The sequence below is a fragment of the Ancylobacter terrae genome (assembly GCF_045108345.1).
In the GTDB taxonomy this organism is placed as follows: domain Bacteria; phylum Pseudomonadota; class Alphaproteobacteria; order Rhizobiales; family Xanthobacteraceae; genus Ancylobacter.
On record NZ_JBJGXH010000001.1, the window covers coordinates 1,115,290 to 1,128,116 of the forward strand.

Here is a 12,827-nt window from a genome sequence, read left to right on the forward strand (position 1 = left end):
CATGGATATTCTGAACGGACTTGGCCATGGGTTCGGTATCGCATTGCAACCCGCGAATCTTCTCTGGTGCTTCGTCGGTTGCTTCCTCGGCACGGTGATCGGCATCCTGCCCGGCCTCGGGCCCGCGGCGACCATCGCCATCCTCATGCCGTTGACGCTGAACATGGACCCGGCCGGCGGCATCATCATGCTCACCGGCATCTATTACGGCGCCAAGTACGGCGGCTCGACCACCTCGATTCTGCTGAACATGCCGGGCGAATCCAGCTCGGTCGTCTCCTGCATCGACGGCTATCAGATGGCCCGCAACGGCCGCGCCGGCGCCGCTCTCGGCATCGCGGCGATCGCTTCCTTCATCGCCGGCACCGTTGGCATCGTCCTGTTGACCCTGGTTGCGCCGGCGATTTCGCGCTTCGCCCTTTCGTTCAGTTCGCCTGAATACTTCGCCCTGATGGCGTTCGGCTTGTCGCTCGTGGTGCTTCTGTCCGGAACATCGCTGTTGAAGGGACTGCTGGCCCTGATGGTCGGATTGTGGCTCTCGACTGTGGGCATCGATCTTTTCTCCGCCCAGTCGCGCTTCACGTTCGGCCGCCCGGAACTGCTTGGCGGGCTCGATTTCGTCGTCATCGCCATCGGTGTCTTCGCCATCGCGGAGATCATGACGACGATCCAGAACCGGGCCGAAGGAACGCTCATCCCGATCCCCAAGGGGTTCCGCAATCTCCTGCCAAGCCGCGAAGAGCTCAAGGCGTCGCGCTTCGCGTTTCTGAATGGCTCGATCACGGGCTTCGTCATCGGCGTTCTGCCGGGAGCAGGTTCCGCCATCGCGTCCTTCATCGCCTATGGCATCGAGAAGGCGGTTTCGAAGCGCAAGGACATGTTCGGCAAAGGCGCACCGGAGGGCCTCGCAGCGCCCGAGGGCGCCAACAATGCCGACACCGGCGGCGCGCTCGTGCCGCTGCTGACGCTGGGCATACCGGGCGGCGGCACCACCGCGATCCTGCTGTCGGCACTCATCCTTTGGGGCGTTCGGCCCGGCCCGCTGATGATCACCGAGTCACCCGACATTTTCTGGGGCCTCGTCGCCTCGATGTATGTCGGCAACGTCGTGCTGCTGCTCCTGAACCTGCCGCTGGTGCCCCTGTTCGCTCAGCTTTTGCGGGTGCCGACCTGGATTCTGTTTCCGCTCATCTTCGGCCTGTCGATCATCGGCGCCTATAGCGTGTCGGAGCGGATCTTCGACGTCGAACTGCTGGCGGCCTTCGGCCTGCTTGGCTTCCTGATGGCCAAGCTGGGTTTCCCTACGGCGCCGCTTATCCTGGGCTTTGTCCTCGGCGACTCCATGGAGCGCGCGCTGCGCCAGTCGCTGATGATGTCGCAGGGCGACCTGACGACCTTCTTCCAGCGTCCGATCTCGCTGGTCCTGTTGATTGCGGCAATCGTCATCCTGCTGCTTCCACTCGCCGGCTGGTTCAACCGGGTGCGCATCCGCGCCATCACCGAGGGCGCTTGAGGCCTTTCGCAAACCAAAAAAACATCGGAGGAAATTCAATGAGGTGCCTACTCACGACTGCCGTTGCGGCCGTGCTTGCGGTGGCGAGCGTTCCGCTTGCGAAAGCCGAATTCGTACCGAAGCGCCCGCTCGAAATCGCCGTGCACGCTGGTCCAGGATCGGGCAACGACGTGTTTGCCCGGGCGCTGATCTCGGTGATCGAGAAGCACAAACTGTCGCCGGTGCGTATCCAGGTTGCGAACAAGCCGGGCGGTGGCAGCACGACCGCCGCCGCCTATGTCGCCAGCAAGGCCGGCGGCGAGAACACGCTCGGCGTCTTCACCAACATCTGGATCACCGATCCGCTGGTGTCTGCCGAGGCCACCAATCCGCTGACCAGCATGACGCCCGTCGCGCTCGTCATCCGCGAGCCCGGTCTGATCGCGGTCAAGGCCGATTCTCCATACAAGACGCTTCAGGATTTCATCACGGCTGCGAAGGCCAACCCCGGCAAGCTGAGCCAGTCGGGCGGCTCGGTTCTCGCGCGCGAAAACGTCCTGCGTCAGCTTCTGATGGGCGTTACCGGCGCCGATTGGCAGTTCATCTCCTTCCCGTCGGGCGGCGAGCGCCTCTCGGCCCTGCTTGGCGGCCACGTCAGCATGATGATCGTCGAGCCCGGCGAGGCTGCGGAGCAGGTTCGCAGTGGCGCCTTGCGCGTCATCGCTGCCGTCTCCGAAAAGCGCCTGCCGGGCTTCCCGGATGTCCCCACGCTGACCGAGTCCGGCTTCGACGTCCCCAACCTGCCGCAGATCCGCGGCCTCGTTGCCCCTCCCGGAATGCCTGCCGAAGCTCTCGCCTATTACAGCGACATGGTTCGCAAGGCGACGGAGACGGACGACTGGAAGGACTACGTTGCGAAAAACGGATACGAGGCGGCCTTCACGTCCCCCGAGGACACCGCCAAGTTCATTGCCGCATATACCGAGCAACTGAGCGGCATCCTTCAGAAGGCCGGTATACAGCTCGTCAAGCGCTGACGTCCCTGGATGCCAAGTTGCAGCCGGCCCCGGTTGGGGCCGGCTGGCTGCCGCCATAACCAGGTCATCCCAAATGCTCAGCCAGTCCTTCCTGTTCGGCGACATGCGCATCACGCGGGTACTGGAAATGTCCGGCCCAACCCACGACCCCGGCTTCCTGTTTCCCGACCTCTCAGCCCAGGATCTCCAGGCGGAAGCGAAATGGCTGGCGCCGCATCACTACCAGCCGAGCATCGACCGGCTGATCATCACCATCCAGATATGGATGGTTCAGTTCGAAGGGCGTGTAATCCTCATCGATCCGGGCCTCGGCAACGGCAAGAGGCGACCGGCCGAGCGCCAGAACATGCTCAAGACGCTGGTCCCGGCTTGGCTCGCTGCCGCCGGCGCGACGCCGGATAGCGTCACCGACATCGTGATGACCCACCTTCACGCCGACCATGTCGGGGGCTGCACGGTGTGGCGCGATGATCGGTGGGCTGCCGCCTTTCCACGGGCTCGCCACCACATTCCCCGCGCCGAGTTTGATTTCGTGTCGGAGCGCTACGCGGGTGGCGAGACCGGTATAAACAGTGGCGCATGGGTCGACAGCGTGCTGCCTCTGGCCGAGGCCGGCCTGATCGATCTTTTTGAACCGGGCGACATTCTCTTCGGCCGGCTCCATGTCGCCGACGCGATCGGACATACACCCGGGCAAGTCGCGCTGTGGCTGCACGACGACGACAGCCACGCCGTATTCTCGGCTGACATCATGCACAGTCCCCTGCAGGTCCGTTTTCCGGATCTGAACACGCGCTATTGCGTATTTCCGGATCGAGCCCGGCAGACGCGCGCCGCTTTCCTGGCCCGCGCCGCGCAGACAGCGGCGATCATCATGCCGATGCATTTCGGTTGGCCCTATCGTGGCCGGATCGCATCGGGCAGCGAGGGCTATTCGTTCGAGCCGCTGGCTTGGTGAAGGGTCCGGATGGCGCTGGCCACAGCGTCGGGAGCCTGCAGGATCATGATATGGCCACTGTCGACGACGCGCAGGCTGCAATCGGCGATGCCCGCGATATCCTCTTCGACATGAGCTACCGGTCGTAGCAAGTCCCGGTTTCCGGCCAGCACCAGCACAGGGCACGTCAGCTTCAGCTTGGCGGCGGTGACGTCAACGCCTGCCAGCATATGGTTGGCCAAGTCATAGCAAACCGGATCGATCGCGAGGAAGCGCGAGCGGTATTCGTCGTAGACGGCGCGGTCGGTGATGACATCCGTGGGATAGGACCGCTCGAACACGACGTCGACGACCGAGCGCATGCCCTGCTGCCGCGCCTTGGCACCACGTTGGACGAGATAATCGCGCCGGTCGGGATTGGCTTTCAGAGCCGGCGAACAAAGCAGAAGATGTTCGACTGCCGTACCGAGCCGGGCGGCCACCTCGACAGCGATTGCCGCGCCGGAGGCGATGCCTGCGACCGTGTAGGGCGGCGGCAGACCGGACGCCGCAATGATCGCGATTATGTCGTCAACCATGTCCGCGACGTCGAAGGCCTGCCGGACTTTCTCCGATAGACCGGTCCCGCGCTGGTCGGTGCGCAGAATGCGGTAGCCACCTTCGAGGCGCTTGACCACTTCGTCCCAGCTGTCCGAGGTGCCCGACAGCTCGTGAATGAGCACCAGGCTGTGGCCCTCTCCCGAGAGCTTGTAGTGCAGGCTGACGCCGTCGCGCTCTGTCCAGAACATCTCGCTCATGGCTTCCTCGGCGGATGTATCGGCGCCATGAAGGCAATGAGCTGTTCGGCGATGAACGCCGGCCGCTCGGGCAGAGCCGCATGGCTCGCCCCCGGAATGACGACGACGGTGACACGATCTCCAAGCTCCCGCTTGAAGATTTCGGCATGCTCGACATGTGCCAGCGGATCGTTGTCCGGCTGGAGGTACAGGATCGGCCCCGTTCCGCCGGCATAGTCTTCGTGGCGCGGCGTCTGGTCGCCCGCGTGACGTTGCGCCGCCAGGACGTCGGGATACCAGTCTTTCAGCCAGCCGCGCGGGTCGTTGCCGGGCGCGAAGAAGGCGAACCGCAGCGCCTCGAGCCGCTCTTCGTCCGGCAGCGCGGCGTTGGCGCTGGCCCGGATCGCCGCGCGCATCTTCGGTCCGCTCGGCGCGATACCGACATTTGCCGCGATGATCGAAATGCCGGTCAGCAAGTCGGGGCGATCGGTGGCGAGCATACGGGTCACGCGGTTGCCGAAGGCATGACCGGCGACGAAAGCCGGCGCGCCACCAAAGGCTTCGATCACCGTCGCGATGTCGGCCGCGCAGTCGTGCAGGTCGCTGTAGGGCGCGGTCGATGTGCTCTTGCCGATACCGCGTGGTTGAGGGCGGAGCACTGTGTAGCCCGCGGCGGCGACGATTTCCGCGATCGGATCGAAGTCCTGCGCGGGACGACCGAGCGACGGCAGCATGACTACCAGCGGGCCAGCCCCCTGCTTCAGAACCTCCAACGTCACATTGGCGTCGCGGGCAATTATCTCAGTGGATACCGACAGGGTCATTGCGTCTCCGATGGCGGGGATTTGGGTCCGAGAACCCTGAAAAGAACAGGCGCCAGGACCATCGTGCCGACGACGCGGCAGAGCTGGGTCGTTACGACGAACGCGATTTCGAGCCCCATCGCGTAGGCCAGCAGGGTGTTCTCGACCAGACCACCCGGCGCCATGGCCAGCAGGAGAGTGGGCCGGTCAAAATCGAGAAACAGCCCACACACCACGGCTGTCACCGCGGCGAGGCTGATGAGCACGACAGCCCACGCCGCGCCCTGCAGCATCGTCTTTCCGAGTTCGCTGTGTGTCGTACCGCCCAGCCTCGATCCGACGATCGCGCCGATCGTGACCTGTACGAGGCCGACGAGCCATTGTGGTGGCTGGGCCGCTGTCAGGCCCGCACCATGGGCGATGGCGCTGAAGATCATGGCGGCGACCATCGCGCCGCCCAACGGCGAGAATATATGCCTGAGCAGATAGCCGCCGGCTGCGCAGGCGGCGAGAATGAGCCAGTCCCCGGCGGTGATTGCAGCGGCATGCTGCGTGAGGGCAGGCAGAGTGGGGGTGCCGACGTGATCGCCGGCGAGCGCGCGCACGATGAACGGCACGCAGAAGACGACGGTTATGACCCGGGCTGAATGAACAAGTGCCAGCTTGCGAACATCACCGCCAAGCGAGCCGCCCAGCAGTGTCAATTCGCCGAGCCCGCCGGGGAAACTGGCGAAAACCGCCGTCGCCTGATCGAAACGGCACACGCGCGCAAAATAGATTGAACCGAGGATGGCCGTGGCCAGCGTGTAGAGAAGGACGGTCGGCAGAATCGGCCACCATTGAGCCATGCCGGCCACGATCTCGACGGTGAAGGCGCTGCCGGCGAGCACGCCGACGACCGGGCGTGCGGCATGCCGAAGCTGAGGCGGGACGAGCAGGCGACTTCCGAAGATCGCTGCGATGCCGACGGCGGCCAGTGACCCCAGGGTCCAAGGCAGCGGCAGGTGCAGGTACTTGAAAACAAGTCCTCCGAAGCCGCCAATGATCAGCGCGCCGACGGCTTGCAGTGTAGCGCGCATCGGTTAGCCGGTAACTGCGAGGCTGGTTTCGACGGCGCAGGTCCAATCGGGTTGTTCGGCGTCCGGGAAGCCGGCGTTTATCACCATGGCGAGCATGGAGTAGTAGCCGCACAGGGCGATCACCTCGAGCGCGCCTTCCCGGCCGACGGCGTCGGCGAGCTCCTTGAATTCCATGTCGTCGAGTTTTCCACGCTGAAGCACAGCGCGCGCGGCAGCTGCGGCCTTGCGCTGCGCTGATGACAGATCCGCTCCCTCTTGCCCCTTTGCCAGATCCGCAAGCGTCGAGGGGCTGAGTCCCTCTTCCTTCGCCAGCTTTGCATGGCTGGTCCACTCGTAGGTGCAGTGCCAATGCTCGGCGACGGTGACGATCACGAGTTCTCGTACATCTCCCGCCAAAACGCCTTTGAAACGCAGACACGCGCCCACATCGGCGACGCATCGCGCCAATTCTGGCAGCGACAGCAGGTTGAGGAACGGCAGCCCGATCTTGCCGCGCGCACTCTCGCGGAGACGTCTCGCCAGCGCCTGCTGCTCCTCGTTCCATTCCGGCTCTGAGATTCCAAAGCGACTCATACGGCTCTCCTATCGTCCCGCTTGTACGAGCGGCACGCAGATAAATACACTAGCCGGCATTAGAAAAGTGCACTATCCATATTTTCGTATGCAGGATTTGGATTAATGCTCACAGCTGTCGATTTTGCCCCGCGGGTGGTGAAGGTCGAATCCATGGTCGCGTGGATCGAACTGAGCGATCCGGACGTGGGCAACATGCTCACCCGACAACAGATGGTCGGTCTCGCCGAGGTGATCAGGCGCGCGGGCATGATGTCTGACGTCGCCGTTGTCGCGATCGCTCCCCGAGGCGACGCATTTTGTCGAGGCCGCAACGGCAAGGGTGAATCGCCCGAGAGTCTTCCGTGGGATGCACGGCAGAAGCAATTGGGGGCGACGCTGGACGTTTATGACGCCATCAGCGCGTGTCCCGTCCCGGTTGTCGCCCTGGTTCAAGGCGACGCGATCGGTTTCGGCGCGGCGCTGGCCGGGGGCTGTGACGTCACGCTATCGACCGACAAAGCGCGCTTTGCCTTGCCGGAGATCAAGCATTCCATCCCCGCGACACTGGCGATCTCGGCCCTTGTCAGGAAAATGCCGCTGAAAGCGCTGTCCCATATGATCTATTCGGCCGAGGAAATCTCTGCGCATGAGGCGGTTTCCTTCGGCTTGGTCAGCAAGGTCTTTCCTGACGCCAGGTTCGACGTGGACGCCAAGGCCTATGTAGAGGCGCTCGCCGGCCGCCAACGGCTGGTCCTGGAGACACTCAAGCGCTACCTCGGGAAAGCGCCGCATCTCTCGCCCGACATGGCGTCGGAGTACGCTGGCACGCTGATGGCTTTGGTCAAGCCGAGCCTTTAGAGCGTTTTCGAGCGAAGTGGATTGCGGTTCGCGTGAAGAAAACGCGTTGAAACAACAAACCAGAGCATTACCGGTGAACCGGTGTTCACCGGTAATGCTCTAGGAGGAGCCGATGCCACGCACCCTGTTTCAGAAGATCTGGGATGCGCATTTCGTCACCAAGCGGATCGACGGGCGCGAACTCGTCTACATGGACCGCACCATGGTGCATGAGCTGCATGGCCCCAAGGCATTCGAAAAATTACGCAAGGCCGGACGCCGGGTGCGACGTCCGGATCTGACATTCGCCGTCCAGGACCATACGATCTCGAGCCGGCCGGGACGTGACGACGAGACCAATCCGGAGGGTGCGCCGTTCCTGCGCGCCCAGCGTGCCGGTGCCGCGGAGTTCGGTTTTCGCATTTTTGACGTCGGCGATCCCGATCAGGGCATTTCGCACGTCATCGGGCCTGAACTCGGCATGGTCCTGCCGGGCGCCACGCATTGCGTTCCAGATAGTCATGCGGCCACCGTCGGTGCGCTGGGAGCGCTGTCGTTCGGCTGCGGAACGACGGAACTCGAGCATGTCCTGGCGACGCAGGTGCTGGCGATGAAGCGTCCCAGGACGATGCGCCTCAACCTCGAAGGCACACTCGCGCGACACGTCACGGCAAAGGACGTCGCCCTGTACATCATCGCCAGACTGGGTGTCGCCGGTGCCAGTGGATATGCGGTCGAATATGCCGGCTCCGCCGTGCGCGACATGGGCATCGAAGCCCGGATGACGCTGTGCAATCTGACGGTGGAGTTCGGCGGCCGCAGCGGCTTCGTGGCTCCCGACGACAAGACCTTCGCCTGGCTCAAGGGGCGGCCTTTTGCGCCGGTGGGGGAGGCATGGGATGCGGCCATGTCTCAATGGGTCGATCTCCACAGCGATCCAGATGCCGAGTTCGACATCGAACACACGATCGAATGTTCCAATCTCGAGCCGCAGATTACGTGGGGCACCACACCGGCGCAGGTGGTCGGGGTCGGCGGCCATGTTCCGCAAACGCCGGCGGATGCCGGTTTGACGGACCAGTCCGCGCTGGACAAGGCTCTGAGATACATGGACCTGCGTCGGGGCGATGCGCTCCGGGGGATCAAGGTGGACCGCGTGTTCATCGGCTCCTGCACCAATGGCCGCATACCGGATCTGAAGGAGGCAGCGGAGATCGTCCGCGGCCGCAAGGTGGCCGAAGGGGTCATCGCCATGATTTCGCCCGGCTCCAGCAGTGTCAGGCGCGAGGCGGAAGCGCTCGGCCTGGACGTCCTCTTCAAGGAGGCCGGCTTCTACTGGGCTGAATCGGCCTGTTCCATGTGCGCCGGCGGCAATGGCGATCGCGGGCGCCCGGGCGAACGCGTCTTGTCGACCACCAACCGCAACTTCGAAGGGCGACAGGGACCCGGCGTGCGGACGCATCTCGTCAGCGCAGGCATGGCCGCCGCCGCCGCCATCACCGGCGTGATTACCGACGTGCGCGAGTTTGCGGGGAACTGATCCATGCAGGCCTTTACCAGAACCACGGGCGCGGCCGTACCGATGCTCGCGAGTGACATCAATACGGACGACATCTCCCCGATCCAGATGGCGCGTAAGCTGCAGCCGGACTATCAGCGCATGTTGTTCATGCGGTCGCGGTGGCAACCGGATGGTGAACCGGTTGCCGACCATGTCCTGAACCAGCCGCAGTTCAGCAATCCAGCCATCCTGGTGACCGGTGCCAATTTCGGTTGCGGCAGCTCGCGGGAGGCCGCGGTCTGGGCTTTGATGGCCAATGGCATAACATGCATCGTGGCTCCCAGCTTCGCCGACCAGTTCCGGGAAAACTGCCTCCAGAACGGCCTTCTGACGATTACTCTCGAAGAGGCCGTGTTCGCGGAATTCGCACAACGGGTCGTTGCTGCGGATGGCGCACCGTTCACGGCCGACCTTGACAGCCAGAGCCTTTCCGGGCCGGGGGGAGCGCCGATCCATTTCGATATCGCGCCAGCGGATAGGCTGGCCTTGCTCGAAGGCCTGGACGATATCGGGCTGACCTCGAAGCATCAAACAGAAATAGACGCTTGGGAGGCTCGTACGGCGAGCCAAGCGCCGTGGTATCAGGTGGCTTTCGATAATAGATTGGATAAAGAGATCGAATAGATAGGTATTTATTCATTTTGTAAATTACTCAGATATAGTGTACTATATTTTACATTTTCTCGCTTTATGACGCGCCTTTGCGGGGCCCTCGGCGACGCTTTTAGCGTCGCCCGCTTTGCGCCGCCCTATCGGACGTCGCGATGTTCGTTTGGCCGTGCCTGCTGCTGGTGCGTTCGCGAAGCAGCGCTTGGCAAGCTGTGAGCGTCCCCGACAGCGCCACGACGGAATGGACGGAACGCGGGCCGAGCGCCTCCTTCAGGTCGAACAGCTTGCGCTTGGCGGACGTCAGCACGATCGATACAGTCATATGGTTGGTTCTTCATCTTGAAGTGACGGCTGAACTGCTGGTTTGTGCACAAGGAAGCACTCTGCTGACGGAAGTGGACTTCACTGAACTCAGAAAGGGCTTTCCGCTGATGGTCGGCGGGTTGCTGGGCTCGGCGCTTGGTCTGCCTGCTCTCCCGTTCTATACGGTAGGTATTCTGGCACCTATTTTCGCGGAAGAGTTCGGCTGGTCGTTCGGGACCATCTTCGGTGGACTGTCTTTGCTGGCCGGGTCGGTTCTCATCGTCGGCCCGTTTTTCGCGACGTTGATCGACAAGTTCGGCGCGCGGCTGGTGGCTGCGATCTCGTTGACGGGGTTGGGCCTCAGCTACATGACGCTCGCGGCGTCCAACGGCTCGATCGAGCGATACTATTTGTCGTGGACAGCCATCGCGATCTTCGGCCTGGGGGCGACGCCGGTTGTCTTCACGCGGGTCATCAATGGGGCTTTCCGGGAACGGCGGGGTCTCGCGCTCGGCATCGTGCTGTCCGGAGCCGGCCTCTTTGCATTCCTGGTGAAGCCCCTGGCCTTCCTGCTGATCGAAGCCGTGGGATGGCGCGTGACCGTTCTGGTCGTCGGCGCTCTGCCCATCCTCGTCGCGTGTCCGGCCGCCCTCTGGGGCTTTGCGGGCCTCCGAGGCGGGGGCGCCGGCGCAGAAACGGTTCCATCCGATGCACGGGATGGCCTGAGCGTTCGAGAGGCGTTCGGCTCGCGATATTTCTGGCTGCTGGCGATCGTCTTCGTGCCGATGTCGCTCGCCGTGGCTGCGCTATTGCCCAATATCGAGAATATCCTGCGTTCACTGCGCATGAAGCCCGGTGAGGTTGTTCATCTTGCCGCGTTGGTCGGCATAGCGGCCGTGGCCGGGCGGTTGATTGGCGGGGTGCTGGTCGACCGCTTCTGGGCACCAGCCGTCGGAACCGTCATTTTGACGATGGGCGCCGTCGCCTGCCTGATCTTTTCGCTCGACGAGGTCAGTTTTCCGTTGGCCTTCGTTGCCATCCTTCTGCTTGGCCTGACCTCCGGCATCGAATTCGATCTGATGGCCTATCTGGTGGCCCGCTATCTCGGGATGCGCAGCTACGCCACGACTTACGCCATGCTCTACGGGATTTTCGTCGTCGGCGCGTTCGTCGGGCCGAGCCTGTTCGGTTATGCGTTCGATCGCATGGGTTCCTATTCGGAAATCCTGCAGGTCTGCGTCGTGCTGCTTCTGGCCGGGGCGGGATTGATCCTGCTCCTCGGTCCTTATCCGGTACGGAAAGTCTAGGCACTCGCCCGAATCCGGGGATGGAGTCCGCGGCGCCGCCATCGGAGGTGGCTTTTACCTCTTTTCACCAGCCATCCCGAGGGGAGCCCGATATCATCCCGACCGAAGCTGATGACCATGTTTCCGGCCATCCGCCGCGAAAAATCGGGAGGCTTCATGGGCAAGGAAAAAGGTGCGATGCCGGGTTCGGGCCCGGCCTGGATCGACACCAAAGCCGGTTTCCGGCGCTCCCCGGCGCATTATCCCGACGTCACAGCGGTGCTGGCGACGGCTCTTGTTAAAGCCGGCTATGAGGTCGTGCTGGCTACGCCGACCGTCGACCCCGCGTCCGACGCGGTCGCTCATTTCGGTGCAGACGAGGCCACGGGCTGACGATAGCCCGTGGCGCCGCTGAGAACGCGATTTCGAAGCTCTCCAGCGGCCTGCCGGGCGCGGCGTAGTTAAGGGTGGAGATGATGATCAAACAATCGATACTTGGATTCATAGCTGCCATTGTCATGGCGCCCCCAGCCGTCTCACGTGCCGCCGACAAACCGGTCTCCATCGTTCTGGTGCACGGCGCATTCGTTGACGGCTCGGGCTGGCAACAGGTGTACGACATCCTTTCTAAGGCTGGCTACGAGGTGCTTGTCGTCCAGAATCCCACCATCAGCCTCAGCGGCGATGTCGCGATGACAGAGCGCGTGATCGCCTCGGCCAAGCATCCGGTGATACTCGTCGGCCACTCTTATGGTGGCATGGTCATCACGGAGGCCGGGGCCAATCCCAAGGTTCAGGGCCTCGTCTACATCGCGGCTTATGCCCCCGAGGTGGGTGAATCCGTGGCGTCGCTGTCGGAAAAGCCGGTGCCTGCCGGCGAATCGGGCGCGCCGCTACTTCCGCCGCACGACGGTTACCTGCTCGTCGACCCGGCGAAGTTCCCGACGGCGTTCGCTGCCGATGTCGATCCTGCGGTCACCGGCTTCATGGCCGTTGCACAGGTTCCATGGGGCTTGGAGGCCGTGCAAACGCCGATCGCGAAGGCGGCATGGAAGACCAAGCCGACATATTTCCTGGTCACCGAGAAGGACGGGATGATCCCTCCGACGTTCCAGCGCGGATTCGCCAAACGAGCGGGGGCGATGACACAGGAGATCAACAGCAGTCACGCCGTGATGCTATCGCATCCCCGCGAAGTGGCGGCCTTCATCGCGTCGGCGGACAAATAGCGGAACGCGATTATGGCGCATATCAAGATCATGGCGACGCTGGTGGCGAGGCCCGGCAAGGCCGCCGAGTTGGAGGCATTGCTGTTCAACATGGCGCCCCAGTGTCGGAGCGAGCCGGGAAATCTGCGATGGGACATCTGGCGCGACCAGGCGAAGGCCGACCGTTATGTGCTGGACGAGCTGTATATCGACAATGCAGCCGTGGCGGCGCATCGCGAGACCCCGCATTTCAAGCATTATCTGGCGAAGATCCACGACCTCGCCGAGCGAAATGCCTTTGTTCTTGAGCCCACGCTGGTAGCCAACACGAACGGCTAGGCAGG

General features: G+C 63.2%; 14 protein-coding genes. 10 read left to right on the plus strand and 4 right to left on the minus strand.

The window, feature by feature from the left end; all coding sequences use genetic code 11:
- Position 1 precedes the first annotated feature (1 nt).
- The 3 genes from ACEUEL_RS05290 to ACEUEL_RS05300 all read left to right on the plus strand — a co-directional run bounded on the left by ACEUEL_RS05290 (position 2) and on the right by ACEUEL_RS05300 (position 3,487).
- Positions 2-1,513 carry a tripartite tricarboxylate transporter permease gene (locus ACEUEL_RS05290; protein ID WP_405702899.1) on the plus strand — a complete coding sequence of 504 codons (1,512 nt, stop codon included), beginning with the start codon at positions 2-4 and terminating at the stop codon, positions 1,511-1,513.
- Positions 1,514-1,551: 38 nt separating this feature from the next.
- Entirely contained in the window at positions 1,552-2,529 is a 978-nt protein-coding gene (locus ACEUEL_RS05295; RefSeq protein WP_405702902.1) for a Bug family tripartite tricarboxylate transporter substrate binding protein, read from the plus strand.
- Positions 2,530-2,602: 73 nt separating this feature from the next.
- Positions 2,603-3,487, plus strand: a complete 885-nt coding sequence (locus tag ACEUEL_RS05300) for an MBL fold metallo-hydrolase (protein ID WP_405702903.1) — start codon at positions 2,603-2,605, stop codon at positions 3,485-3,487.
- On the opposite strand, the gene ACEUEL_RS05305 is transcribed toward ACEUEL_RS05300, so the two are convergent.
- The 4 genes from ACEUEL_RS05305 to ACEUEL_RS05320 are packed head-to-tail and all read right to left on the minus strand — an operon-like array spanning position 3,460 to position 6,697.
- Positions 3,460-4,263 (minus strand): alpha/beta fold hydrolase, encoded by an 804-nt coding sequence (locus ACEUEL_RS05305; protein ID WP_405702906.1) that lies wholly within the window; start codon positions 4,261-4,263, stop codon positions 3,460-3,462. The two genes, ACEUEL_RS05300 and ACEUEL_RS05305, sit on opposite strands and share 28 nt — an antisense overlap.
- The gene (locus ACEUEL_RS05310; protein ID WP_405702907.1) at positions 4,260-5,066 is read right to left on the minus strand and encodes an alpha/beta fold hydrolase; all 807 of its coding nucleotides are present in this window, start codon (positions 5,064-5,066) and stop codon (positions 4,260-4,262) included. The genes ACEUEL_RS05305 and ACEUEL_RS05310 overlap by 4 nt, the downstream gene beginning before the upstream one ends.
- On the minus strand, positions 5,063-6,124 hold the full coding sequence (locus tag ACEUEL_RS05315; RefSeq protein WP_405702910.1) for an AbrB family transcriptional regulator: 1,062 nt from the start codon (positions 6,122-6,124) through the stop codon (positions 5,063-5,065). The genes ACEUEL_RS05310 and ACEUEL_RS05315 overlap by 4 nt, the downstream gene beginning before the upstream one ends.
- Positions 6,125-6,127: 3 nt before the next feature.
- Positions 6,128-6,697 (minus strand): carboxymuconolactone decarboxylase family protein, encoded by a 570-nt coding sequence (locus tag ACEUEL_RS05320; protein ID WP_405702911.1) that lies wholly within the window; start codon positions 6,695-6,697, stop codon positions 6,128-6,130.
- A 105-nt stretch (positions 6,698-6,802) separates the two neighbouring features.
- On the opposite strand from ACEUEL_RS05320, the gene ACEUEL_RS05325 reads away from it, so the two are divergent.
- The 7 genes from ACEUEL_RS05325 to ACEUEL_RS05355 all read left to right on the plus strand — a co-directional run bounded on the left by ACEUEL_RS05325 (position 6,803) and on the right by ACEUEL_RS05355 (position 12,822).
- Positions 6,803-7,537: an enoyl-CoA hydratase/isomerase family protein gene (locus tag ACEUEL_RS05325; protein ID WP_405702912.1), complete on the plus strand. Its 735-nt coding sequence runs from the start codon at positions 6,803-6,805 to the stop codon at positions 7,535-7,537.
- A gap of 112 nt (positions 7,538-7,649) precedes the next feature.
- Positions 7,650-9,056 (plus strand): 3-isopropylmalate dehydratase large subunit, encoded by a 1,407-nt coding sequence (locus ACEUEL_RS05330; RefSeq protein WP_405702915.1) that lies wholly within the window; start codon positions 7,650-7,652, stop codon positions 9,054-9,056.
- Positions 9,057-9,059: 3 nt separating this feature from the next.
- Positions 9,060-9,701 carry a 3-isopropylmalate dehydratase small subunit gene (gene leuD, locus ACEUEL_RS05335; protein ID WP_405702916.1) on the plus strand — a complete coding sequence of 214 codons (642 nt, stop codon included), beginning with the start codon at positions 9,060-9,062 and terminating at the stop codon, positions 9,699-9,701.
- Between the two features lie 140 nt (positions 9,702-9,841).
- Positions 9,842-11,296, plus strand: a complete 1,455-nt coding sequence (locus ACEUEL_RS05340; RefSeq protein ID WP_405702918.1) for an MFS transporter — start codon at positions 9,842-9,844, stop codon at positions 11,294-11,296.
- 111 nt (positions 11,297-11,407) lie between these two features.
- Positions 11,408-11,668, plus strand: a complete 261-nt coding sequence (locus ACEUEL_RS05345) for a hypothetical protein (RefSeq protein ID WP_405702920.1) — start codon at positions 11,408-11,410, stop codon at positions 11,666-11,668.
- An 83-nt stretch (positions 11,669-11,751) separates the two neighbouring features.
- A complete protein-coding gene (locus ACEUEL_RS05350) occupies positions 11,752-12,504 on the plus strand; it encodes an alpha/beta fold hydrolase (RefSeq protein ID WP_405706579.1) in 753 nt (250 codons plus the stop codon).
- A gap of 12 nt (positions 12,505-12,516) precedes the next feature.
- Positions 12,517-12,822 carry a putative quinol monooxygenase gene (locus tag ACEUEL_RS05355; RefSeq protein ID WP_405702922.1) on the plus strand — a complete coding sequence of 102 codons (306 nt, stop codon included), beginning with the start codon at positions 12,517-12,519 and terminating at the stop codon, positions 12,820-12,822.
- Positions 12,823-12,827 lie beyond the last annotated feature (5 nt).

Coding starts and splice junctions, on each gene's coding strand:
- ACEUEL_RS05290 (WP_405702899.1), top strand. CDS start 2: ATGGATATTCTGAACGGACTTGGCCATGGGTTCGGTATCGCATTGCAA.
- ACEUEL_RS05295 (WP_405702902.1), top strand. CDS start 1,552: ATGAGGTGCCTACTCACGACTGCCGTTGCGGCCGTGCTTGCGGTGGCG.
- ACEUEL_RS05300 (WP_405702903.1), top strand. CDS start 2,603: ATGCTCAGCCAGTCCTTCCTGTTCGGCGACATGCGCATCACGCGGGTA.
- ACEUEL_RS05305 (WP_405702906.1), bottom strand. CDS start 4,263: ATGAGCGAGATGTTCTGGACAGAGCGCGACGGCGTCAGCCTGCACTAC.
- ACEUEL_RS05310 (WP_405702907.1), bottom strand. CDS start 5,066: ATGACCCTGTCGGTATCCACTGAGATAATTGCCCGCGACGCCAATGTG.
- ACEUEL_RS05315 (WP_405702910.1), bottom strand. CDS start 6,124: ATGCGCGCTACACTGCAAGCCGTCGGCGCGCTGATCATTGGCGGCTTC.
- ACEUEL_RS05320 (WP_405702911.1), bottom strand. CDS start 6,697: ATGAGTCGCTTTGGAATCTCAGAGCCGGAATGGAACGAGGAGCAGCAG.
- ACEUEL_RS05325 (WP_405702912.1), top strand. CDS start 6,803: ATGCTCACAGCTGTCGATTTTGCCCCGCGGGTGGTGAAGGTCGAATCC.
- ACEUEL_RS05330 (WP_405702915.1), top strand. CDS start 7,650: ATGCCACGCACCCTGTTTCAGAAGATCTGGGATGCGCATTTCGTCACC.
- leuD (WP_405702916.1), top strand. CDS start 9,060: ATGCAGGCCTTTACCAGAACCACGGGCGCGGCCGTACCGATGCTCGCG.
- ACEUEL_RS05340 (WP_405702918.1), top strand. CDS start 9,842: ATGTTCGTTTGGCCGTGCCTGCTGCTGGTGCGTTCGCGAAGCAGCGCT.
- ACEUEL_RS05345 (WP_405702920.1), top strand. CDS start 11,408: ATGACCATGTTTCCGGCCATCCGCCGCGAAAAATCGGGAGGCTTCATG.
- ACEUEL_RS05350 (WP_405706579.1), top strand. CDS start 11,752: ATGATCAAACAATCGATACTTGGATTCATAGCTGCCATTGTCATGGCG.
- ACEUEL_RS05355 (WP_405702922.1), top strand. CDS start 12,517: ATGGCGCATATCAAGATCATGGCGACGCTGGTGGCGAGGCCCGGCAAG.